The 22,843-nt window shown below is 68.0% G+C and carries 21 protein-coding genes and 1 tRNA gene; 8 read left to right on the forward strand and 14 right to left on the reverse strand.

The window, feature by feature from the left end; genetic code table 11:
- Nucleotides 1-19 precede the first annotated feature (19 nt).
- From FOJ82_RS00595 to prfB, 4 genes are all read right to left on the reverse strand, one after another.
- Nucleotides 20-1,477 carry a M23 family metallopeptidase gene (locus tag FOJ82_RS00595; RefSeq protein WP_143936535.1) on the reverse strand — a complete coding sequence of 486 codons (1,458 nt, stop codon included), beginning with the start codon at nt 1,475-1,477 and terminating at the stop codon, nt 20-22.
- A 21-nt stretch (nt 1,478-1,498) separates the two neighbouring features.
- Entirely contained in the window at nt 1,499-2,401 is a 903-nt protein-coding gene (gene ftsX, locus FOJ82_RS00600) for a permease-like cell division protein FtsX (RefSeq protein ID WP_221932978.1), read from the reverse strand.
- 13 nt (nt 2,402-2,414) lie between these two features.
- Entirely contained in the window at nt 2,415-3,101 is a 687-nt protein-coding gene (gene ftsE, locus FOJ82_RS00605; protein WP_143936536.1) for a cell division ATP-binding protein FtsE, read from the reverse strand.
- 104 nt (nt 3,102-3,205) lie between these two features.
- A complete protein-coding gene (gene prfB / locus FOJ82_RS00610) occupies nt 3,206-4,324 on the reverse strand; it encodes a peptide chain release factor 2 (protein WP_143936537.1) in 1,119 nt (372 codons plus the stop codon).
- Between the two features lie 20 nt (nt 4,325-4,344).
- Between prfB and FOJ82_RS00615 the strand changes: the two genes are divergently transcribed.
- The 3 genes from FOJ82_RS00615 (at nt 4,345) to FOJ82_RS00625 (ending at nt 5,982) form a co-directional block, all read left to right on the forward strand.
- Complete coding sequence (locus FOJ82_RS00615; RefSeq protein WP_143936538.1) at nt 4,345-4,812, forward strand: GatB/YqeY domain-containing protein; 468 nt, start codon at nt 4,345-4,347, stop codon at nt 4,810-4,812.
- 109 nt (nt 4,813-4,921) lie between these two features.
- Nucleotides 4,922-5,731 carry a hypothetical protein gene (locus tag FOJ82_RS00620; protein ID WP_143936539.1) on the forward strand — a complete coding sequence of 270 codons (810 nt, stop codon included), beginning with the start codon at nt 4,922-4,924 and terminating at the stop codon, nt 5,729-5,731.
- Nucleotides 5,732-5,905: 174 nt separating this feature from the next.
- A tRNA-Val gene (locus tag FOJ82_RS00625) sits at nt 5,906-5,982 on the forward strand.
- 62 nt (nt 5,983-6,044) lie between these two features.
- Here the strand turns inward: FOJ82_RS00625 and FOJ82_RS00630 are convergent.
- The 3 genes from FOJ82_RS00630 to FOJ82_RS00640 form a co-directional block, all read right to left on the reverse strand.
- Complete coding sequence (locus tag FOJ82_RS00630; protein WP_185975561.1) at nt 6,045-6,518, reverse strand: SRPBCC family protein; 474 nt, start codon at nt 6,516-6,518, stop codon at nt 6,045-6,047.
- Between the two features lie 74 nt (nt 6,519-6,592).
- On the reverse strand, nt 6,593-7,207 hold the full coding sequence (locus FOJ82_RS00635) for a nucleotidyltransferase domain-containing protein (RefSeq protein WP_221932979.1): 615 nt from the start codon (nt 7,205-7,207) through the stop codon (nt 6,593-6,595).
- Between the two features lie 121 nt (nt 7,208-7,328).
- Nucleotides 7,329-8,264, reverse strand: a complete 936-nt coding sequence (locus tag FOJ82_RS00640) for an NAD(P)/FAD-dependent oxidoreductase (protein ID WP_143936542.1) — start codon at nt 8,262-8,264, stop codon at nt 7,329-7,331.
- 88 nt (nt 8,265-8,352) lie between these two features.
- Here FOJ82_RS00640 and FOJ82_RS00645 point away from each other — a divergent pair, with 88 nt between their 5' ends.
- Nucleotides 8,353-8,943, forward strand: a complete 591-nt coding sequence (locus FOJ82_RS00645; protein WP_143936543.1) for a helix-turn-helix domain-containing protein — start codon at nt 8,353-8,355, stop codon at nt 8,941-8,943.
- On the opposite strand, the gene FOJ82_RS00650 is transcribed toward FOJ82_RS00645, so the two are convergent.
- Nucleotides 8,940-10,109 carry an NAD(P)/FAD-dependent oxidoreductase gene (locus tag FOJ82_RS00650; RefSeq protein ID WP_143936544.1) on the reverse strand — a complete coding sequence of 390 codons (1,170 nt, stop codon included), beginning with the start codon at nt 10,107-10,109 and terminating at the stop codon, nt 8,940-8,942. The genes FOJ82_RS00645 and FOJ82_RS00650 overlap by 4 nt on opposite strands.
- 194 nt (nt 10,110-10,303) lie before the next feature.
- On the opposite strand from FOJ82_RS00650, the gene FOJ82_RS00655 reads away from it, so the two are divergent.
- Both FOJ82_RS00655 and FOJ82_RS00660 read left to right on the forward strand, forming a co-directional pair.
- Nucleotides 10,304-11,089, forward strand: coding sequence for a hypothetical protein (locus FOJ82_RS00655; protein WP_143936545.1), 786 nt, complete (start codon nt 10,304-10,306; stop codon nt 11,087-11,089).
- A 51-nt stretch (nt 11,090-11,140) separates the two neighbouring features.
- Entirely contained in the window at nt 11,141-12,133 is a 993-nt protein-coding gene (locus FOJ82_RS00660) for a lactonase family protein (RefSeq protein ID WP_143936546.1), read from the forward strand.
- On the opposite strand, the gene FOJ82_RS00665 is transcribed toward FOJ82_RS00660, so the two are convergent.
- The 6 genes from FOJ82_RS00665 to FOJ82_RS00690 form a co-directional block, all read right to left on the reverse strand.
- On the reverse strand, nt 12,130-14,337 hold the full coding sequence (locus FOJ82_RS00665) for a 6-phosphofructokinase (protein ID WP_143936547.1): 2,208 nt from the start codon (nt 14,335-14,337) through the stop codon (nt 12,130-12,132). The two genes, FOJ82_RS00660 and FOJ82_RS00665, sit on opposite strands and share 4 nt — an antisense overlap.
- 33 nt (nt 14,338-14,370) lie before the next feature.
- Nucleotides 14,371-14,784, reverse strand: a complete 414-nt coding sequence (locus FOJ82_RS00670; protein WP_281279909.1) for a DUF3052 domain-containing protein — start codon at nt 14,782-14,784, stop codon at nt 14,371-14,373.
- Between the two features lie 79 nt (nt 14,785-14,863).
- Nucleotides 14,864-17,620 (reverse strand): pyruvate dehydrogenase (acetyl-transferring), homodimeric type, encoded by a 2,757-nt coding sequence (gene aceE, locus FOJ82_RS00675; RefSeq protein WP_143936548.1) that lies wholly within the window; start codon nt 17,618-17,620, stop codon nt 14,864-14,866.
- A gap of 136 nt (nt 17,621-17,756) precedes the next feature.
- Nucleotides 17,757-18,632 (reverse strand): carbohydrate ABC transporter permease, encoded by an 876-nt coding sequence (locus FOJ82_RS00680; protein ID WP_143936549.1) that lies wholly within the window; start codon nt 18,630-18,632, stop codon nt 17,757-17,759.
- On the reverse strand, nt 18,629-19,981 hold the full coding sequence (locus FOJ82_RS00685) for an ABC transporter permease subunit (RefSeq protein ID WP_143936550.1): 1,353 nt from the start codon (nt 19,979-19,981) through the stop codon (nt 18,629-18,631). Before FOJ82_RS00685 ends, FOJ82_RS00680 begins: the two co-directional genes overlap by 4 nt.
- A 17-nt stretch (nt 19,982-19,998) precedes the next feature.
- Nucleotides 19,999-21,390 (reverse strand): ABC transporter substrate-binding protein, encoded by a 1,392-nt coding sequence (locus FOJ82_RS00690; protein ID WP_221932980.1) that lies wholly within the window; start codon nt 21,388-21,390, stop codon nt 19,999-20,001.
- Nucleotides 21,391-21,609: 219 nt separating this feature from the next.
- Between FOJ82_RS00690 and FOJ82_RS00695 the strand changes: the two genes are divergently transcribed.
- Both FOJ82_RS00695 and FOJ82_RS00700 read left to right on the forward strand, forming a co-directional pair.
- Nucleotides 21,610-22,116 (forward strand): GNAT family N-acetyltransferase, encoded by a 507-nt coding sequence (locus FOJ82_RS00695; RefSeq protein WP_143936551.1) that lies wholly within the window; start codon nt 21,610-21,612, stop codon nt 22,114-22,116.
- A 99-nt stretch (nt 22,117-22,215) separates the two neighbouring features.
- Nucleotides 22,216-22,818 carry a DUF1707 and DUF4870 domain-containing protein gene (locus FOJ82_RS00700; protein ID WP_143936552.1) on the forward strand — a complete coding sequence of 201 codons (603 nt, stop codon included), beginning with the start codon at nt 22,216-22,218 and terminating at the stop codon, nt 22,816-22,818.
- Nucleotides 22,819-22,843 lie beyond the last annotated feature (25 nt).

Below are 22,843 nucleotides of genomic sequence, written 5' to 3' on the forward strand. Positions count from 1 at the left end.
ACAATCATGCCACAGGGGCTCAGCCGAACCACTTCGCCATCGGGTTGGTCACCGAACCGTTCTGCCACACCATCAGGTGGAGGTGGCAGCCGGTCGAGTAGCCGGTGGTCCCGACGTACCCGATGACCTGACCCTTGCTCACCCGCTGGCCGACGCCGACGATGTACTTCGTGGCGTGGTTGTAGCCGGTGGTGACGTAGGTGCCGTTGATCCGGCCGTGGTCGATCATCAGGCGGTTACCGTAGCCGGCGTTGTAGTAGCGCTCAGCGACCGTGCCGGCCGCGGCGGCCTTGATCGGGGTGCCGCAGGCGGCCGCGAAGTCGGTGCCATCGTGCAGCTTGCGGTACCCGAGGACGGGGTGCAGCCGCATGCCGTAGCGGGAGCTGAGACGTCCGTTCACCGGCAGCATGAACCCGGTGGAGCTGGATGCGGCGGCCTTCTGCGTCGCCGCCTTCTGCGCCGCGGCCTTCTGTGCGGCGGCCCGGTTCGCTGCTGCGCGGCTCGCGGCTGCCTTGTCGGCCGCCGCCTTGTTCGCCGCCGCTGACTGGCGGGCTGCTGCCTCGCGCGCTGCTGCCTCGCGCGCGGCTGCCTCGCGGGCCGCCTTCTCCTCAGCGGCCTTGCGAGCGGCCTCCTCGCGGGCGATGCGCTCGGCGATGCGCCGGTCGACGTCGGCCGCCTCGGCCTCCAGTTCCGACTGCCTGGCCTGCTCGGCCTTCAACTCGTTCTGCGCGGCGACACGGGCCTTGTCCCGGGCAGCGACCTTGCCCTCCACGTCGGTGCGCAGCTGCTCGGCGCGGTCCTCCTTGGCCTCGGTGTCGGCGAGTTGGCGCGCCGCCTCCTCGCGCGCATCCTTCGCGGCGGCGCGGGCGTCGTCGGCGGCCGATTTAGCGGCGTCGAGCTTGAACCGCTGTTCCTGGAGTTCGTCGAGCTCGAGCGCGGAGGAAGTCAGGAGGGTCTCCCCGAGCTGGGCCCGGTGGTTCAGGTCCGCCATGGAGACGTCGGTCAGCAGCAGTGCGAAGTCCACGAGCGGGCCGCTCTGCTGGGTGATGACCGTGAGTTCCTCGGTGGTGCGGGCATCGACTGAGTCGAAGGCTGCCTGGGCGGCCGCGACGTCGGCCTCGGCCTGCTTCACCTTGTGCTCGGCATCCGCGAGTTCCTCGGCGCGCTGCTCGTCGAGCGTCCGCGCCTTCTCGGTGGCCTCCTCGGCCTCCTTGAGGGCGGCCTCGGCAGCTGCCAGCTCGGCCTCTGCAGCCTCGAGCGCGGCGATGGCGTCGTTCACCGCGGCGGAGGCGCCGTCGACGGAGGACTTGGCCTGCGCGATCTCAGTCTTGAGCTCTTCACGGCGTTCGTCGAGTTGGTCAGCACTGGCGCCGAGGGCACCCATGCTGACCACCAGGGCGAGCACCAGCGCGGCGACGACGACGCGAATGGGTGCTGTCCTGGGGTTCTCGGGCTGAGGGGGAAGGTCCCGATACACGATGTTTCTCCTTGCGGCTTCCTAGATGCGGAGGTACTTCCTGGTTGCCAGCAGGGTGGGGATCACCGCGAGTGCGACTCCCACCGCCGCCATGGCAAGAATGGCAGTTGTGACGTGGGACCAGTCAATCCAGGGTAAAGCTTGGATTGAGGTCTTGGCGTTGGTCTCGATGACGAGGTAGTAGCCGATTGCGAGTGTTCCGCCGGCCACGACGATACCGATCAGACCGGCGATCAGGCTCTCCAGCAGGAATGGCAGCACGATGTAGAAATTGGATGCGCCGACGAGGCGCATGATTCCGATTTCGCGTCTTCTGGTGAAAGCGGCCATGCGGATGGTGTTGGCGATCTGGAGGGAGGCCGCCAGCAGGAGCAGCACGCTCATTCCGATTGTTGCCCACTGCAGCGCGTTCAACCAGTTGAACATCGGGTCGAGGATCCGGTGCAGGTCCTGGACGTTCTGGACCCCCTGCAGGCCCTGGGCCTCGCTGACGACGCCGGAGTAGTTCTCGGGGTTCTCGAGCTTGATGCGGAACGAGTCCTGCATCTGGTCCACCGTGCGCGAGCCGAGGATCGGCGAGTCGGCGAAGACTCGCTGGAACTCCTCGAAGGCCTCCTCCTTTGACTCGTAGAACACCTCAGCCACCTCGGGGTTCGCCTCGAGGGTCTGGCGGATGCTCTCGCGCTGGGCCTCGGTGGTTCCCTTGCCCTCCTCGCACATGCCGCCCTGGGTGTGCTCGGTGCACAGGAACACCGAGATCTCGATCTTGTCGTACCAGCGGCCCTTGACGAGATCGACCTCCATCGAGGTCAGTAGGCCGGCACCGAACAGCGATAGCGAGACGGCCATCGTCACCACGACCGCGATGGTCATGGCAAGGTTCCGCTTCAGACCTGACCAGGTCTCCCGAAGTGTGTGTCGCATAAGTCTCTCCTGATCAGGCGGTGCCGTAGACGCCCTTGGTCTGGTCACGCACAAGTTCTCCCTGGCGCAACTCCAGAACGCGGCGGCGCATCTGATCCACGATCGAGGAGTCGTGGGTTGCCATGATCACGGTGGTGTCGGTCCGGTTGATCCGGTCCAGCAGTTTCATGATTCCCACGGAGGTCTCGGGATCGAGGTTTCCGGTGGGTTCGTCGGCGATGAGGATCTTGGGGCGGTTGACGAATGCCCGCGCAATTGCGACGCGCTGCTGCTCACCGCCGGAGAGTTCTTCGTTCTGCCGATTCTCCTTGCCCGCGAGTCCGACGAGTTCGAGAGTTTCCGGCACGATCTGCTTGATCAGTCGCTGTGGCTTTCCGATGACCTGCAGCGCGAATGCGACATTCTCGAAGACGGTCTTCCCCGGGAGGAGGCGGAAGTCCTGGAACACGGTGCCGATCTGGCGTCGCAGGGCGGGCACCTTCCACTGGTTCATGGTGGTTAGGTTCTTGCCCGCGACGTACAGGGTGCCCTTCGTCGGGCGGTACTCGCGCAGGATCAGCCGCAGGAAGGTGGACTTGCCCGACCCGGACTGGCCGACGAGGAACACGAACTCGCCCTTGCCGATCTCCAGGTTGATGTTACGAAGCGCCGCCCGGTCCTGACCGGGGTAGAACTTCGTGACGTCTTCGAACGTGATCAATGCCAGACTCCGACCCTTGGGGAAGTTTCTGAGGAATTCTCAGATGGTCACTGGCGAGTCTAGGGGCAGGAAACCCGTCCGCCCGCACAACACGCCGGGGCCGGCTACTCGGCTGCGGCCGTCTCCGTCTGCTTGCGCCAGCGGATGCCGGCGTCGATGAAGCCGTCGATCTCACCGTCGAAAACAGCCTCCGGGTTGCCGACCTCGTGCTCGGTGCGGAGGTCCTTGACCATCTGGTACGGGTTCATCACGTAGGAGCGCATCTGGGCGCCCCAGGAATTGCCGCCGTCGCCCTTCAGCGCGTTCATCTCCTTCTCGCGCTCGATGCGTGCCCGCTCCAGGAGGCGCGACTGCAGCACGCGCAACGCCGCCGCCTTGTTCTGGATCTGGGACTTCTCGTTCTGGCAGCTCACGACGATGCCGGTGGGCAGGTGGGTGATGCGGACGGCGGAGTCGGTGGTGTTGACCGACTGCCCGCCCGGTCCGGACGAGCGGAAGACGTCGACGCGGATGTCGGCCTCCGGGATGTCGACGTGGTCGGTCTCCTCCGTGACCGGCAGCACCTCGACGCCCGCGAAGGAGGTCTGGCGGCGACCCTGGTTGTCGAACGGGGAGATGCGCACCAGTCGGTGCGTGCCCTGCTCGACCGAGAGCGTGCCATACGCGTAAGGGGCCTTGACGGCGAAGGTGACGGACTTCAGGCCGGCCTCCTCGGCCCAGGAGGTGTCGTAGACCTCGACGCCGTAGCCGTGGCGCTCCGCCCAGCGCAGGTACATGCGCATCAGCTTCTCCGTGAAGTCCGCGGCGTCCACGCCGCCAGCCTCGGCACGGATGGTGATGAGGGCGTCACGGGGGTCGTAGTCACCGGAAAGGAGCGTGCGCACCTCGAGGGCGGCGATCTCCTTGCCGAGCCGCTGCAACTCCCCCGCCACCTCGTCGTGCACGGACGCGTCACCCTCCTCGTCGGCGAGTTCGAGCATCAGGCCCGCGTCGTCGAGCCGCGAGCGCAGCCCGTCGAGGCGGTCGACCTCGGACTGCTTCGCAGACAGCTGCGAGGTGACGCGCTGGGCGTTGTCCTGGTCGTCCCACAGGTCCGGTGCCGCCACCTCCTGCTCGAGTGCTGCGATCTCCGAGCGGAGCTTCGGGAGGTCGGCGACCGCCTCGATGGAAGTCAGGGACTTGTCGAGGTCGGCGATGGTTTGGGTGAGATCAACAGCTGCCACAATGTGACATCCTACCAACCATGGGAGCTTCCAAGGAACGACTGCGGGCTGATCTGGCCAGCGCACTGCGAGCCAAGGACGAGGTGGCCAAGACCACCATTCGGTCCCTGCTCGCCGCCATCTCCAACGAGGAGGTGGCCGGTGACACGCCCCGCGCCCTCTCGGACGCCGAGGAGATCAAGGTCATCACCAAGGAGCAGCGCAAGCGGCGCGACTCGGCGCAGACCTACGCAGACGCAGGCCGCCAGGAGCTGGCCGACCACGAGAACGTGGAGGCCGAGTTCATCGCCGCCTACCTCCCCCAGCCGCTCACCGCCGACGAACTCCAGGCCATGGTCGACGCCGAGGTCCAGGCAGTGCGCGACGCGGGCGAGACTCCGTCGATGAAGCAGATGGGTGCCATCGTGAAGGCGGTGAACGCACGCGCGGCGGGCCGTGCCGACGGCGGCACCGTTGCCGGCATGGTGAAGAAGGCCCTGGGTGCCTGACACCGCTCCAACCCTAAAGCTCAGGTTCCGGTCCTTGGGCGCGGAGGCGGCGGGGTGCCTAGAGTGCGGACCAACCCCGATCATCACTATTCCCCCCGGAGTTGAAAACGTGCGCGGCTCTTCCCGATTCATCCGCATTCTCCTGGTCCTCGCGGTTGGCATCGCCTGGACCCTGTCCATCACGCCCGGCCAGGCCGCGGCCGAGACCAAGAAGGCCTCCTCAGCGACGCAGGTCTACACGCAGACCGGCGTGTGGGCCTTCAACGGCCGCACCTGGGTGACCAACTGCACTCCGTACTCCAGCAAGGTGGAGCGCTGCGAGACCAAGATCTGGGGAACGCTGGTCACCTACGCCGCCGGCAAGTTCACCCAGAAGAACCAGTGGGTCTTCAACAACCTGACCTACAAGAAGACCCCCCGCTCCATCTGGGAGCCGGACAACCCGCTGATCACCCCCGGCGAGCACACGATCTCAGGGCGCAAGTGGAAGACCGAGTGCAACACCGCCTGGACCGGCCAGGGCGCCTGCCGCAGCCAGATCTGGGCGACCGTCGCAGGCCTGAAGGACGGCAAGTACCAGAACATCAACATGTGGGTGTTCAACAACATCGTGAACCTCTCGCAGATCAGCTGCCCGGTGACGGAGAAGCAACTCAAGGAAGACCTCAAGGAGCCGGCGGTCATCACGTTCTGCCTCCAGTCGAAGGTCAACTCGAACTGGTTGGCGCTGCAGTACCCGGTCCAGGACTCCAACGGCGCGTGGTACGACTCCACCGTCTTCTACCTGAAGAAGTCCGGCGGTTGGTCCAAGGAGGCCGACGGCACCCGGCTGAGCGGCGCTCCCCTGTGTGACTTCTACGAGAAGGCAGGCGTCCCCCACGACCTGGCCGACACGGTCAGCTACTGCTTCCCCGGCTGACCTCGAATCGTCCCTCGCCCCACCGGCCATCCCCGGCTGGGCGAGGACCATGCCCGGCGGCGACGAGCTGGCCCCGCGGCTGACTCCATGTCGGGCAGGATGTCGACGGGTCATCAATCATGAATGCCCCCGAGTTCGCGCACGGCGGGGTTGCTTTGCCACAATGGTCCCGCCGGGCGCATAGCTCAGTTGGTTAGAGCGCCTGCCTTACAAGCAGGATGTCGGGGGTTCGAGTCCCTCTGCGCCCACCACCGGTCGCCTGGCCAGCACGTCGCCGGCCACATGCCCGACCGCCGCGTCTGGCGCGGGGACACTAGGGAGCGCCGCGGTCCCGGGCGAAGGACTCCTTGAGCGCATCAACGGTTATGGTGCGTTCCCTGACGGCGAGCCATCGGAAAATGGGGGTGCCCAATCGCCACACCCCGTACGGAACCAGCCTGCCGCGATGGCGCACGAGCGTCTCGTCATCGCCGACGGAAGCAAGGCGATAGCTCGGCCAGCCCTCGAACTTCAGCTTCCCGGACCGGGACCTCTGCCACCAGTGGTACACGAGCGTGTGGGGGGCTTCCAACTCGACGATCTCCCCCGGTACGACGCCCGGGACAGTGTCGTCCTCGAACGTCGTACCAACGCGAGGCTCGCCCGGTGAGGTCTGCCGAGTGTGCTTCAGCATGCTCCCCGTGCCAGTCATCCAGTCGTTGTACCCCTCAATGTCGGCCAGGCGTGCGAACACCCGCTCGATGGGCGCACTGATCGTGCGCTCGACCTCGAAGTCGATGGGTTTCATGGGACTGAGCATCCTCCCCGGGAAGGGTGACCGCAATAGGCTGGACGCCCGATCATGGAATGCTGTCGAGGCTGTCAAAGGCTGCGTGCCCACTCGTGGTCCGGATGCATTCGGGCCACCGCCTCGCGCAGCCAGCTGCGGGCTCGGTCATCCAGCCTGGGCAGCGCCACCTCAGCATCCTTTCGGTCCTTGGCCCGTGACCGTGCGGCCTTGAACATCAGTGTCACCTCTGGGCGGGCGTACCGAAGTCCGTCGGCCGCGACCCAGGTGACGTCCTCCAGGTCCTCGGTGTGGGCGAGGTGGCGCTTGTTGGTCCAGCGGCCGTCGGTGTCCGGGGTGAAGGGCACGTCGATCACCCAGGGCGAGGTCGCGTTCCGGCGCACCCAGACCTGGCTGGCGGGCCTGACGTCCTTGAACCGCTCGTCGAACGGACGGAGCCAGCCCTCGTCGACGTTCCAGGGCGTCCACGTGTCCCCCAGGAAGCGCCTGAAGACTTCCGCGTCGCTGGACAGGATCGAAATGTCCAGGTCTTCGTGGTGACGACTGACGCCCGTGAACGCTTCGATGCTCCAGCCACCGACGATCCACCATGGCCGGTCGAAGCCCTCCATGAAGTCGGCCACCGTCGTCGGGTCGAGTGGGTCCCACCTGCCGTACCAGCGGTCGAACTCCTCGGGCTCCAGGGGCACGGCCGAAGCAGGTTGCCGAGCAGGAGGCTCTGCGTGCGTTGTCGGTGACACGATCACCAAGCCTAGGTCAGGATCACATCTCGTGCCGCCGGGACGACAAGAAGGCTGATTCGGCCCACCTCTACAGGGCCGCCACGGCCAACTCGGTCTCCTCGTTGACGAGGTGGAAGTTGATCTGGGCGGCGACCCTGGTGCCCTGCGCGGCAGCCGCCCCCACCTGGGCGGAGAGGTCGGTGGCGTTGCCGGCCACCCAGACACCCGCCACCGAGGTGCACCCGAGTTCGTCGGCCTCGATGAACGAGCCCATCGCGTGCTCGACCGTCTTCAGTCCCAGGGCTGCGAACGGCCCCAGGTTGGCCACCATCCTGCTCGCCACCACGGCGGCGTCCACCTCGAACCGGCGGCCATCTGCCATCCGCACGGCCTGCAGGGAGTCCTCGGCGACCTCGAGCCCCTCGACCTCTCCCTCGACCACCTCGACACCCCGGGCCCGGAACCGGTTCCTGTCCTCGTCCGAGATCTCGACGCCCCGGGAGAACAGCCGCAGGTTGTCGCTCCACTGACGGAACAACAGGGTCTGGTGCACCGACATCGGCCCGGTGGCGATCACACCGATCCTGCGGTCACGCACCTCCCAGCCGTGGCAGTAGGGGCAGTGGAGCACGTCGTGCCCCCACCGTTCCCGCACCCCGGGCAGGTCGGGCAACTGGTCACTGAGCCCGGTGGCGACCAGGAGCTGCCTCGCTCGCAGCTGCCGCCCGTCGGCCAACTCGACCATGAACCCGAGCGGATCGGTGTCCGCCCGTACCACCTCGCCCTCGAGAATCGTCCCGCCGTAGCCGCGCACCTCGTCGCGTCCCCGCGCGAGGAGCTCCAGCGGGTTCGTGCCCTCCAGTCCGAGGAGGCCGTGGACCCCCTCTGCAGGGGCATTGCGCGGCTGACCCGCGTCGACAACCACCACGCTACGGCGCGCCCTCGCCAGCGTCAGTGCCGCCCCGAGCCCAGCGGCCCCGCCCCCGACGACCAAAACGTCGACCAACTCGTTCCCTGTTCCCATCTTCGTTCCTCCTGTTCGAGAGGAACTGAGCTTGCGTCAACGACGGGGATTCCAGCAAGCGTTGTTGCCGAATGGCAAACTTGGGCGCATGGAAGAACTCGACGCCACGCTGGACGCAGTCGGACCGCGCCTCAAGGCGTTTCGGTTGGAGCGGCAGATCACGCTCGCCGACCTGGCCACCCAGACGGGAATCTCCACCAGCACCCTGTCACGCCTCGAGGCCGGCCTGCGCCGCCCCACCCTGGAGCAGCTGCTGCCACTGGCCAAGGCCTACGCCCTCACCCTCGACGAACTGGTGGACGCTCCCCCGACCGGCGACCCGCGGATCAACCTGCGCGCCATCAAGGGTTGGGGCGGCGCGACGGTCCTGCCGCTCACGCGCCGGGTCGGCGGCATCCAGGCCTACAAGTTCGTGCTCCCCCGAGGGGACGACGCCGTCGAACCCGAACTGCGCACCCACGACGGGTACGACTGGGTCTACGTCCTCGACGGCACCCTCAGGCTAGTGCTCGGCGAGCACGACCTGCGGCTTAGGCCCGGCGAGGCCGCCGAGTTCGACACCCGCACGCCCCACTGGTTCGGCGCAACGGGCGACGGCCCCGTGGAGTACCTCAGCCTGATGGGCAAGCAGGGCGAGCGGGCGCACATTCGCGCCTCGCAGCGCCCGCCGAACCGCTAGACGCCGTCGGGCAGCGGTCCGCCCACAGTCTTGCGGATGGTCCCGATCGCGTCCCAGTCGTTGAGGTGCATCCCAGCCACGACGACGTCGTCCTTGACCCAGTAGGCGCGCAGGCCCTGGGCTGCCTCCCCGGTCGTCACCACCCGGTCGTAGCCGTCGGCCCCCACGTGCCCGACGTACTCCATGCCCCAGTCGTACTGGTCGGTGAAGAAGTACGGCTCGGCATCGTAGGGGGTCTCGTCGCCCAGCATCGCCCGGGCGGCGTGCCGGCCCTGGTTGATGGCGACGTCCCAGTGCTCCACCCGGATCCGGCCCAGCCGCGGGTGGTCGTGGTTCGCGATGTCGCCGGCGGCGTACACGGCCGGATCGCTTGTGCGCAGCCGTTGGTCGACGAGCACGCCGTTGTCCACCTGGAGGCCCGCAGCCTCCGCGAGCGCCACGTCGGGTACGACGCCGATCCCCACCACCACCAGATCCGGCCACAGCTCGTGCCCGTCGGAGAGTCGGACGTGCGTCGCGTCGTCGGTTCGTGAGATCTCGGACAGCTGCGTTCCCATGCGGAGGTCGACGCCGTGGTCCCGGTGCAGGCCGGCGAACACCTCGCCGAGCTCGCGTCCCATGACCTTCTCCAGCGGTACCTCGGACGGGTCCACCACCGTCACCTCGGCGCCCGCCTGCCGCGCCGCGGAGGCGACCTCCAGCCCGATCCAGCCGGCGCCGATCACCAGGATGTGCCCGGAGAGGTGTTCCTTGAGGTTGCGTGAGTCCTCGAGCGTGCGCAGGTAGCCCGCGGGCGCCCCCGACTTGTCCACCGCCGCGAGATGCCTGGGGATGGATCCGGTGGCGAGCAGCAACTTGTCGTAGCCGAACTCGCGCTCATCCACGCGCACCAGCCGCGCCTGCGTGTCCAGGGAGGTGGCGGGACTCCCGACGACGAGCTCAACTTCGTGCCGTGTGTACCAGTCCTCGTCGTGCACGAAGACACTCTCCGGAGGGTCGTTGCCCAGCAGGACGCCCTTCGAGAGCGGCGGCCGCTCGTAGGGCAGGTGGTCCTCGGCCCCGATGAGGGTGATGGACCCCTCGTAGCCGCGCTCGCGAAGTTCCTCGACGGCGTTGGCGCCGGCGAGTCCTCCGCCCACGATGACGATGCGTTCGGGAGTGTTCACAAGTCCTCCTTGACAGGCGTGTCGACGTTGTCGCCACCGTAGCCCCGATGCCGTCCGGGTACGCTCGGTACGAGCAAGTCGCAGTTGGGGAGTAAAGGAGCGCCGAGATCAGCACCAAGCCGCGCCGCGCCCTCGTCACCCCCGAGGACCCAGAACCACGATCGCGCATCCCCACGGTCCTGCTCGCCACGACAGTGGTCTCAGCGCTGGTGGTGGGGCTCGCCTACCTCGTCTTCGGGCCCCGGACCAACATGACCGAACCATCCCCCGGCGTGACCTCCGCGCCGGCGCCGACCAACAGCACCAGCGCGGCCGCACCCACCTCCCCGCCCACGACGCCGCCCGCTCCGGAGCCCTCGCCCACCCAGTCCCCACCGCCGACGGACAGTGCGCCGCTCCCCAGCCCGAATCCCACCACCAGCTTGGCCCCGGGCGCCTCCCCCACCGACCCGACCGAACCCGCGAAACCCGAGGACGAACCGGGAGGGACGGCGCTCCCGGCCGGCACGATCGAGCTCAACGACACGACATTCCTAGCCGCCGACGGCTGGGTGCTGTACGGCGACGACCTGGTGGAGGGCGACCGCAGGGTGGTGCGACTCAGCGACCCCACCTCCGACACCCGCCTGCAGGTCCTGACGCTGCTCCAGGACCAGGACCTGGCCGCATCGTGCGAGGCGCTGGTGGCGGCCCAGAAGGGCCACTTCGTCGTGATGAGCGAGCAGCTGGCCCGCCCGGTCGGCGTTGCCCCGGAGGAGGGCACAGGAGTCAGCTGCGGCTTCGCTGGCGTGCGCACCAGCGACGGGTTGGCGAACTCCGTGTCCTTCACCCTGCTGCGCCGCGCCGCCGACTCGCACGTGCTGATGCTGCGCACCACCATCCCCGACGCCGTCGGCGTGGGCGACCAGCCACGCAGGGACCTCACCCAGATGACATGTGCCGCCAGCAGCGGCTTCGGGGTCCCACTGCCCCTGTGCTGATCAGCGTAGACACACGCCCGACCGGCCGAGCGGCACAGTAGGCTCGAAACCATGAACACTCTGGTCCTCGTGGCAAACGCAGGTGACGGCACGATCTCCACCCTCCGGCAGGCTGACGCATCGCTGGAGGAGGTGACGATCTCTCAGGTCGGCGACGGCTGCAACGCATTCGTCGTGGACCACGCTCGTGACCTCGTCTACGCGGCGGTCGGCGACGGCGTGGTGACGCTTCGCCTCGACCGCAACAGCGGCGCGCTCACCGAGGTCTCGCGCCGCGGGGACACCGGCCCGCTGGTCTCGCTGGACCTCGCCCACGACGGCATGGTGCTCGCAGGCGCCTCCTACCACGACGGCCACGCCACAGCCTGGCCGGTGGCTGACGGCTCCCTGTCGGACCCGGTCGGCCGGGCCGAGCACGCCAACGCCCACTGCGTCGTCGTGGTCGGCAGGTTCGCCTACGTCGCCTCCCTGGGCGAGGACCTAGTGGCGCAGTTCGTCATCGGGACCGACGCCGCCCTGACGCCGCTGGATCCCGCCACGACGGCCGCGCCGGAGGGCAGCGGCCCCCGCCACATCGCGGTCACGAGCCCCAACGCCTACCTCGTCACGGAGTTCTCCGCCGAGGCCATCCGACTCGACGTCGCGGGCGACGGCACGCTCACGCCGGCGGAGTCCGTCCGGTTCGACGACCCGGCCGCAGGCCTCGCCCACAGCCGCTTCGGCGCCGACCCCCGCGCGGAGCACCTGCGCTGGGGCGCCGACGTCCACGTCGCAGGCGACTTCCTGCTGTGCTCCGAGCGGACCGGCTCGACGATCACGTCCATCTCGCTGGACCAGCAGGGACGCCTGCGCGAGGTCGCGGCGGTCACGGCGGTGCCGACCCAGCCCCGCGGCTTCGGCGTCTCCCACGACGGCTCGCTCGTGGTGGCCGTGGGCGAGCGCTCGAGCGACGCCGTGCTGTTCCGGGTGGAGACTGACGGCAAGCTCACCGAGCTGGACCGTGCCCAGGTGGGAGCGAAGGCCCGCTGGGTGCGCTTCGTCTAGTCCTGACCGGGCCGGCGGCTGAGCCGGTGGAACACCGGACGCAGCTCCATCCACCACTGCTCGCGCGGTCGGTGGTTCTCCCAGTCCATGGCGTCGGTGATGTCCCGCAGGGGTGCGAAGAAACCGGGGGCGCTGGCTGAGGCCGCCCAGTAGCCCTTCTCCCCCGCCTTGAGCCGGGCGTCCAGGTGGCGCACCGCGCTCCAGGCCAGACGGGTGGCGTTGATCCGGTCGAACGGCGAGGGTGCGCCGCCCTGCTGCACGTGGCCGACCACGTTGGCACGGACGGTGAAGCTGCCGTCCCCCTCGGCGTCGAACAGCCGCCGCAGGACATCGGTCGTGTAGTGCTCGCTGGCCCCCTCGCCCATGACGGCGAGGTAGAAGTCCCTCCCCGAGGCGAACGAGTCCACCAGCGCTGCGATGTCCTCCTCCAGCCCTGCGAGGTTGATGCCCAGTTCGGGGAGGTAGGCCTTCTCCGCGCCGCCGGCGATGCCGCCCATCAGCGGCAGGAAGCCGCAGCCGCGACCCATCGTCTCGACGATGAACGCACGACGCGAAGCCGAGGCCGACATGCGCACCATGTCGATCGACCGGACAACCGTGTTCAGCGCGGTGTCCGCGCCAACGGCCATCGGCCATCCCGGCAGGTTGTTGTCGATGCTCGCGGGCACGACCGCGATCGGGATGTCGAAGGCCGGGTAGCGGTGCTTCTCGCGCTCCAGCAGGTCCACCGTCGCGTAGGCGTGGAAGCCGCCCACCACCATCAGGGCGTCGAGCTGCTGCTCCTCGATCCGCCGGGCGATGGTGTAGAGGTCGGATTCCTTCGGCACGTAGCGTCGTGTGCCCAGGTCCGCACCGCCCGTGTGGGCCATGCCCTCCACGTCGCCCCAGCCCAGCTGTCGGAAGCGCCCCTCCAGCAGCCCCGGCACACCGCCCTCGACGGCCACCATCAGGTAGCCCAGGTCGATGCCGGTGCGCACCGCGACCCGCACCAGCGGGTTCATCCCCGGCGCCAGCGCGCCGGAGTGCATGATGCCGATCCGTCTGGAGCCCACGGGCTCGACGACCGTCGGTCGCGCCTCGGAGACTGTGCGGTAGATGTCTATCATCGTCTCGAAACCGGCGCCGCGGGCACTGATCGCCGACGCGTAGTCGCCCTCGGCGATGTGGTCCGCGACGGCGTGGGTGTCGGAGACGGCCTCGATCAGCGGCACGGCCCGCACCCGGTCCCGGTGCACGCCAACGAGCACCGGCTCAGCGCCGACTTCCGCGTCGAGCACCTGCCGCACCGCCTCGACGCCGCACACGGTGGCCATCCAGCGGTCGTAGGCGCTCGGCACGCCGCCCCGCTGGACGTGGCCGAGGATGGTGATCCGCGCCTCCTCGCCCGCCTTCTCCGCCAGCACCTCGCTGATCCGTTCCGCGGTGATGGGGACGCCGTGGGTGTCCGCAGCCCCCTCGGCGACGATGAGGATCGAGTCGCGCCGACCGGCACTGCGTCCGTGGCGCAGCACCTCGACCATCTGGTCCTCCCAGCCGTCGCCCGGCGGTGACTCTGGCAGGAATGTGTAGTCGGCACCGCTGGCGATCGCGCTCATCAGGGCGAGGTAGCCGCACCGACGCCCCATCACCTCGACGATGAACGTGCGCTGGTGCGACTCGGCCGTCGAGCTGATCGCGTCGACCGCCTCAGTGATGCGGTGCAGCGCCGAGTCCGTGCCGATGGTCATGTCGGTGCCGACCATGTCGTTGTCGATGCTGCCGACCAAACCGGCTACGTACAGGGCGGGGTGGGCGTCGGCCAGTTCCTGCGTGATCTCGCCGGCGGCCACCAGCTCTGCCAGCAGCTCGCCCCAGCCGAGGCCGAGCTCGCGGGTCCCGGTCAGCGAGCCGTCACCACCGATGATGATCAGCCTGTCGATGCCGCGCTCCACCAGGTGGCGCACCGCTCGTCGCTGCCCGGCACGCTCGCGGAACTCCGCCGAGCGCGCCGTCCCGATCACGGTGCCGCCCTTGTTGAGGATGCCTGAGACGTCGCTCCATCCGAGCGGGACGATGTGGTCGCCACCGGCCAGGGCGCCCTGCCAGCCCTCGCGGATGGCGAAGACCTCTGCCCCGCTGTGGATGGCGGCCCGGGTGATGGCACGCACTGCGGCGTTCATCCCGGGTGCGTCACCGCCGGAGGTCAGGACCCCGATGCGCGGCATGGCGCTCCTAGTGTTGTCGTGTGGTGGAACCGGTCAGGACCGACGAACGCCCTTCGGGCGGACCATCCGGTGCGCCTGCCAGTCCGCGCTGACGTTGGCGGTACGGGTCAACTGCAACCCTGCCGTCGTCGCACCCTCGGCGATGGCTGCCGGCTCGATGAACTGCGGGCGCCCCACCTTGGGGGTCAGCAGCCAGATGTAGCCGTCGTCGTCGAGGTCGGTGCCGGCGTCCACGAGGCCGTCGACCACGTCTCCGTCGTCGTCGCGCCACCACAGGATCACCACGTCAACCGCCTCGACCGCATCCTCGATCATGTCGGCGTCGATGATGTCCATGATGTCGTCGCGCAGGTCCGCGTCAACATCCTCGTCCCACCCGAGCTCCTGGACAACCATGCCAGGTACCAGGCCGAGCGGGTCGGCTCCTTCATGGTCAGCCGTGCTCACCGTACGTTCCCTTCACAGATAGGTCCCACGGACACAAGCCTGCCAGATGTTGTGCTGATGGTGCACCCCGGGCCGGAGATCAGGCATCCCCTCCGGCATTGCCGGAGGTTCCAGCGGTGACGTCGTCCAGCTTGTACTTGGCTGCGGCCTCGATGGCCCACTCCTTGGGCACCTCGCCGTTGCGGGCGAGACGCTGCAGCACCGCGACGGCGATGGAAGGGCCGTCGATGTGGAAGTAGCGACGTGCAGCGGCGCGGGTGTCGGAGAATCCGAAGCCGTCGGCGCCGAGCGTGGTGTAGTCGCCCGGGACCCACTGGCGGATCTGGTCGGGTACCGCCCGCATGTAGTCGGACACGGCCACGACGGGGCCCTCGGTGGCGCCGAGCTTGCTCTCCACCCAGGTGTCTGGGTGCTCGCCGAACGGGTCCGCGTGGATGGCTTCGTCCTTGACCAGGCCCTCCCGGCGCAGCTCTCCCCAGGAGGTGACGCTCCAGACGTCGGCGACCACGCCGTAGTCCTGCTTGAGCAGTTCCTGCGCCTCGAGGGCCCAGGGCACTGCGACGCCGGAGGCCAGGACCTGTGCCCGGCGGGCGTCGTCCCCGACACCGTCGAAGGAGCCCGGCTTCAGCAGGTACATGCCCCGCCGGATGCCCTCGACGTCCACGTTCTCCGGCTCGGCCGGCTGGACGAGCGGCTCGTTGTAGACCGTCAGGTAGTACATGATGTCCTCGGGGTTCTCCCCGTACATCCGCTCCAGGCCGTCCTTGACGATGTGGGCGATCTCGTAGCTGTAGGCCGGGTCGTAGGAGACGACGGCGGTGTTGGTGGAGGCGATGATCGGCGAGTGGCCGTCCATGTGCTGGGTGCCCTCACCGGTCAGCGTGGTCCGGCCGGCGGTGGCGCCGATCAGGAAGCCCCGGGCGAGCTGGTCGGCCGCCGCCCAGATGAAGTCGGCGGTGCGCTGGAAGCCGAACATGGAGTAGAAGATGTAGATCGGGACCATCGGGACGCCGTGAGTGGCGTACGAGGTGCCGGCGGCGGTGAACGCCGCCACCGATCCGGCCTCGTTGATGCCGGTGTGCTGGATCTGGCCGTTCTTGGCCTCGCGGTAGCTCAGGAACAGCTCGTTGTCGACGGGCGTGTAGTTCTGGCCGTGCGGGTTGTAGATCTTGATGGTCGGGAAGAACGCGTCCATGCCGAACGTGCGGGCCTCGTCGGGGATGATCGGCACGACGTGCGGCGCGAACTCCTTGTCCCGCATGAGGTCCTTCAGCAGTCGGACGAACGCCATGGTCGTGGCGATCTCCTGGTTGCCGGATCCCTTGCGCACCGAGGCGTAGGCCTTCTCGGCGGGCAGCGAGATGAACTTGCGGTCCCCACGACGCTCGGGGAGGTAGCCACCGAGCTCGCGACGGCGCTCCTGCAGGTACTGGATCCTCGGGTCGTCGTCGCCCGGCTTCACGTACGGCGGGCGGTACGGATCGTTCTCGAGGACCTTGTCGTCGACCGGCATGTCCAGGCGGTCGCGGAAGGTCTTGAGGTCGTCCAGCGCCAGCTTCTTCATCTGGTGGGTGGCGTTGCGGCCGGCGAAGTGCTTGCCGAGGAAGTAGCCCTTGATCGTGTGGGCCAGGATCACGGTGGGGGCGCCGGTGAACTCGGTGGCGGCCTTGTAGGCGGCGTACACCTTCTGGTAGTCGTGCCCGCCGCGGGAGAGGCGCCAGATGTCCTCGTCTGTCCAGTCCTTGACCATCTCCGCGGTGCGGGGATCGCGCTCGAAGAAGTGCTTGCGCACGTAGGCGCCGTCGTTGGCACGGAAGGTCTGGTAGTCGCCGTCGCTCGTGGAGTTCATGACGTTGACCAGCGCACCGTCGGCGTCGTTGGCCAGCAGCGGGTCCCAGCCGCGGCCCCAGACCACCTTGATGACGTTCCAGCCCGCGCCGCGGAACTGCGCCTCCAACTCCTGCAGGATCTTGCCGTTGCCACGTACCGGCCCGTCGAGGCGCTGCAGGTTGCAGTTGACGACGAAGGTGAGGTTGTCGAGCTCCTCGTTCGCGGCCACCTGCAGGAAACCGCGGGACTCCGGCTCGTCCATCTCGCCGTCGCCAAGGAATGCCCAGACGTGCTGGTCGGAGGTGTCCTTGATGCCCCGGTTGTGGAGGTACCGGTTGAACTGGGCCTGGTAGATGGCGTTCATGGGGCCGATGCCCATCGACACCGTCGGGAACTCCCAGAACTTGGGCATCTGGCGCGGGTGCGGGTAGGACGGCAGGGCGCGCAGCTCGCCGTCGACGTAGTGGCTGTGCTCCTGTCGGAACCCGTCCAGGTCCGCCTCCTCGAGCCGACCCTCGAGGAACGCGCGGGCGTACATGCCGGGCGAGGCGTGGCCCTGGAAGAAGATGTGGTCCCCGCCGCCCGGGTGGTCCTTGCCGCGGAAGAAGTGGTTCATGCCCACCTCGTAAAGCGTCGCGGAGGAAGCGTAGGAGGCGATGTGGCCGCCGACTCCGATGCCCGGGCGCTGGGCGCGGTGCACGGTGATCGCGGCGTTCCAGCGCAGCAGCCGCCGGATCTGGCGCTCGAGGTTCTCGTCGCCCGGGAAGTTGGGCTCCTCGGAGGCGGGGATGGTGTTGACGTAGTCGGTGCCCGTCAGGGACGGCACACCGATGTGCCGTTCACGCGCACGTTCCAGGAGCTTGAGCATCACGTAGCGGGCCCGGTTCTGCCCGCCCTGCTCGATGACACCGTCGAGGGACTCCAGCCATTCGGAGGTCTCGTCCGGATCGGTGTCGGGGAGATTGGTGGGGAGCCCGTTGAGGATCGGCCCGGCCTCTTCAGTCACGTGAGTCCTCTCATCGATGTCAGTGCGCAGCGCACACGCGCGCGACAATCTCCAACTTAGCGCGCCAAGTCCTGTGGCAACAGTTGGTGGCTGAGTTGCCACGGTCAACCGGCTGTTGCCACAGGACGTGGGGCTCCTACTTCTGGGATCCGGCGAGCAGCGCCTGCACGAAGTAGCGCTGGAAGGCGAAGAACACCAGCAGCGGCACGATCATCGACAGGAATGCACCGGCCGACAGCACGTCGATGTTCGACCCGAACTGCCTCAGCTGGGTCTGGATCGCCACGGTGAGCGGCATCGACTCGGCGTTGGTGAAGATCAACGCCACCAGCATGTCGTTCCAGGTCCACAGGAACTGGAAGATCGCCAGCGACGCCACGGCGGGCAACCCCAGCGGGAGGACGATGCGGAAGAAGATGTTCCACTCCCCCGCGCCGTCGACCCTGGCGGCCTCCATCAGTTCACCGGGGAACTGCGAGTAGAAGTTGCGCAGCAGGAAGATGGCGAAGGGCAGCCCGAAGGCCGTGTGGAACAGGATCACTCCGAACACGCTGCCGAAGATCCCAAGGTCCCCGAACAACCGGGCCAGCGGGATCAGGGCCACCTGGATGGGGACCGCGAGCAGGACGATGACGGCGATCAGGAGCCAGTCCCTGCCGGGGAACTCGAGCCAGGCGAAGGCGTAGCCCGCCAGTGCCCCGATGATCACCACCGCGAAGGTGGTGGGCACCGCGATCACGACGGTGTTCCAGAACGAGCCGGTGATGGTCTCGTTGCTCAGCAGGTTCGCGTAGTTCTCCAGCGTCAGCTGGGCCGGTGCCGTGAAGACCGTCCACCAGCCCGACGACGCGTTGGCACTGGAACTGCGAAGCGACGTCAGCAGCAGGCCGAAGGTCGGGACGAGCCAGAAGATGGCCACGATGACCAGGACCACGTTGACGATGCTGTTGTTGAAGACCCTGAGGACCTTCTGGGCAGGGGTGAGCTTGCGCACTATGGTGAGTTCACTCATGCCCTACGCTCCTCTCGGAACCGCTTCACGTTGAGGATCATCGACGGCAGCACCAGGATCAGTAGCAGGATCGCCAGCGCGGACCCGAGCCCGTAGTCGTTGCCGCCACCGAACGAGACCGTCCACATCTCCACCGCGATCACGTTCGCGGCGGGTCTGGAGACGCCCGGTGGGATGACGTAGACGAGGTCGAAGATCTTCAGCACGTTGATGATCAGGGTCACCAGCACCACGAGCAGCACCGGGGTCAGCAGCGGGGCCGTGATCCTGCTGAAGACCTGCCACTCGGTGGCGCCGTCCATCCGTGCGGCCTCCTGCAGGGACCGGTCCATGGCGGACAGGCCGGAGGCGATCATCACCATCGCGAACCCGGCCCAGATCCAGATGTAGGCAAGGATGACGACGGCGTTGATGAACGTGGCGCTCAGCCAGGACACGCCCGTCGGACCCTCGGAGAAGTTCGACGCAGGCAGGGCGATCCGGTAGGTCTGGGCGGAGTCCAACCCCTCCAGGGTGAAGGTGCCATCTGAGGCCGTGATGGTGTGGGCCGCCACGTCACCGTCGACGGTCACGGCGTCGACCCTGATGCCCGGCAGGCCGCTCTTGCCCTCGTCGATCTGGCCCTGCTCACCACCACCGCCCGGAACGACGTCCAGGAAGACGGTGCCGGTCACCTGGTCCCCACCCGCCTCGGGTGCGGGGGCTGCCTGCGCTGCGTCCTCCGGCAGCGAGGTCTGTCGGACGGCGGTGAGCGGGAAGTTCACCGACGAGCCGGGCGCGACCTCGCCCTCGGTGACCATCACCGACTGCTCCATGACCACGCCGTGGCCCTCCCGGATCTTCGCGCCCGGGAAGTAGGAGCTGTCCTCGAACACGCTCTGGATGCCGACGATGCCGGCGTTGACCGCACCGAGCTGGGGGTTCTCCTGGAACAGCCCGCGGAAGATGACCCCTGCGGCGAGCATGGAGATGGCCATGGGCATGAAGATGATCAGCCGGAAGGCTGTCTTCCACTTCAACTTCTCCAGCAGGACCGCAAAGATCAGGCCCAGGATCGTGCACACCAGCGGCGCCACGATCACCCACAAGATGTTATTGCGGATGGCTGTGAAGGTGGTGTCGTTGGTGAACATCGTCAGGTAGTTCTGGAACCCGATGAACGCGTCACCCCCACGGTCGTAGAACGACCGCACCAGGGTGAACACGATCGGGTAGACCACGAGCGCACCGAGCACCACGAGCGCCGGTGCGAGGAACGAGATGATGATCAGTGCCCGCCGCCCACGGCCCGAGGGCGCGGCACGTTTGCCGGTCCTCGGGCTGTGGGGCGCGGTGACTGTGTCAGTCACGGCAAGTCCCCTCTACCTCATTCGCCGTATGCGGACACCGCAGCGGCCTCGAGGCGCTCCATCGTCCCGTCGATGTCGGTGGGATCGGTGTAGAAGTTGATCATCTCCTGCCAGAACCCCTGGCCCTGCGTGCCGCCGAATGCGCTGGGCGTCAGGTCGGACATGTCGAACCGGAAGGACTCGGCGTTGGTGAGCGCCTCGGCGATCTGGCGCGAGATGTCGTCCGGGTAGAGGGACGTGTCGACACCGCTGTTGGGGGAGGTCAGGCCGCCCAGCGGCACCCAGATCTCGGCCGCTTCCGGCGAGGCCAGGAAGGCCATCAGCGCCGAGGTGGCCTCGTCGTCGGTGAACTGGATGGCGACGTCGCCGCCACCCACGACCGCGGGTGCGGAGCCGTTGATGGACGGGAAGTCGAAGAACAGGGCGTTCTCGCCCACCACGGAGTTGCCGTCGTCGGTGATGTTGCCCGCGACGAAGTCACCCTCGTAGACGGTGCCTGCCTGGGGGCTGGCGCCGAAGACCTCGGTCACCGTGGTCGGGAAGTCACGCTGTGCGCCACCATCCTGGATCAGGTCGGAGTCGAAGAGGGTGGCCAGCACCTCGAGCGCCTCGCGGACCGACTCGTCGGTCCAGGGGATCTCGTGGTTGGTGAGCTGGTCGTACATCTCGGGCCCGGCGGTGCGGAGGTACACGTTCTCGAACCAGTCGGTCAGGGGCCACCCGACGTCGGCGCCGATGGAGATGCCCGCGTAGCCCGCGTCACGGATCAGGCCGAGCTGCTCGAGGAAGCCGTCCCAGTCCTCCGGCGGCGTCGCGCCGGCCTCGGACCAGATGTCGTCGTTGTACCACATCGTCGACTTGTTGGCGGCCTTGAACCAGACGCCGTAGAGCTCCCCGTCCACGCTGCCGAGGTCCAGCCACGACTGCGAGTAGTTGGCCTCGACCTCGGAGGCGATCTCGTCCGAGAGCGGGATCAGGTGGCCGTCGGTGGCGAGCTGCTGCATCAGCGCCGGCTGGCCGACCACCGCCACGTTCGGCGGCGTGCCACCCTCCAGCTGACCGGAGATGTAGGTGGGTCCGTTGTCGCCGAAGCTGGTGTAGGTCACCTCGGCACCGGTCTGCTCGGAGAAGGCGGCCAACACCTGCTCGAAGTTGGACTGCTCCGCACCGGACCATGCGGCCACGACGTTCAGGGTGGTGCCGGAGAAGTCCTGGTCCCCCGTCGTCCCCTCAGTGGTCTCGCCACCGGTGGTCTCCTCACCCCCGGTGGTCTCCTCCGCCGTGGTCCCCGTGTCCGGGCTGTCTGTGGCTACCGGGGTCTCCTCCCCGCCGCATGCACTGAGCATGGCCACACCGGCCAGGCTCAAGGCGGCGAAGAAGGCAGACACGCGCTTACGAGTTGTGAACATGCGACTCCTCCATCTACCGAGCATTGCCGCAGAACCACACGAGGCAGCGTTGCGGCTCGAACAGTTGAACATTTACAACCTAGTCACACGGGGATGCATTGGGGCAGCGCATAGGTCTCTTTTTGCTAACAATCCGCCCGCCCCCACTGCCCGAGTGTGGTCTCGACACGCGACCAGCGGGGCCGGCCCCAGTGGGCGGGCGGGGGCTAGCCTGATGGCGTGGATCCCGAGGTCAGGCCTGCGCAGGCGCACGAGTGGGAGCGCGCCCGACGCCTCCGACTTGAAATGCTGGCCGACGCCCCGCAGTCCTTCGGCGACCGGCTCGAGGACGTGCGCACGTGGGGCCGGGAACGCTGGCGAGCCAGACTGGCTTCCGCACTGATGGACGACTCCGCGCTACTGGTCGCCGTCGATGTTGACGGTGTCTGGGTCGGCCAGATGGCCGCCCGCGAGTACCTCCACCCCGCTCCCGCGAGGGTCTGGTTGCTGGAGGTGTACGTGACACCCGCACACCGGTCCAGCGGTCTCGCGGAGGTGCTGCTGTCGGGAATCGAGGCGTGGACACTCGACCGGGGCCACCACCGGCTCCACCTGGACGTGCACGAGGACTCAGGCGCCGCCCGCAGCTTCTACCTGCGGATGGGCTTCGTGGAGAGCGGCAGGACCCAGCCCTACCCCCTGGACACCACCCGGCGCGAGTTGGAGATGGTCAAGGATCTGCCCTGAGGAGCCGTCGCCGTCGACCGCGGTCAGGGGTCGGGACCGGGGTCGGATCAGGGGCAATCCCAATGGTGCCGGGGCACCGGGGCGACGAGAATTGAGTCCATGAGCACCTCGACCAACATGCGCGTCTCGGACCAGGAACGCAATGCCGCCATCACGGCCATCCAGGCCGCCTACGCGGAGGGCCGGCTCGACGAACCCAACCTGGAACGCCGTCTGGACCTCGCACTGAACGCCCGCACCCGTCTCGAACTGAACCAGTCCCTCGAGGGCCTCGTGCGCTTCCGTCCCCAGACCCCGTTCACAGCACCGACGATGCCGCTGGTCCGCGCCGGGCTCGCGGGCACTGCCCTCCAGCGGAGCCACGCCGACGGACCGGTGGCCGGTCTCACCCACCTCTCGGCACTCCCGTTCGGCCCCTTCGGTCCCGGAGCCGTCTGGCTGTTCGCCGGCCAGGGCACCGCAGTCAGGCGTGAGGCCGCCAAGGCACTCAACTTCCAGGTGATCGCCTGGGTGATCGGTGCCGTGCTCGGCATCGCCGCAGGCATCTTCAACCTCGGCTTCCTCGCCGGGATCTGGGGCGTGTCCTGGTTCGTGCTGACGATCGTCTCCGGCGTGAAGGCGTGGAAGGGCGAGGACTGGGAGAACCCGGTGACCACCATCGTCGACAAGCGCCTCGTCGACGAGGGGCGGGGCCACCGCTGACGCCTCCACACCGCGGCAGCCACTA

Origin of the sequence: Tessaracoccus rhinocerotis (assembly GCF_007197885.1) — a bacterium.
GTDB lineage: Bacteria > Actinomycetota > Actinomycetes > Propionibacteriales > Propionibacteriaceae > Arachnia > Arachnia rhinocerotis.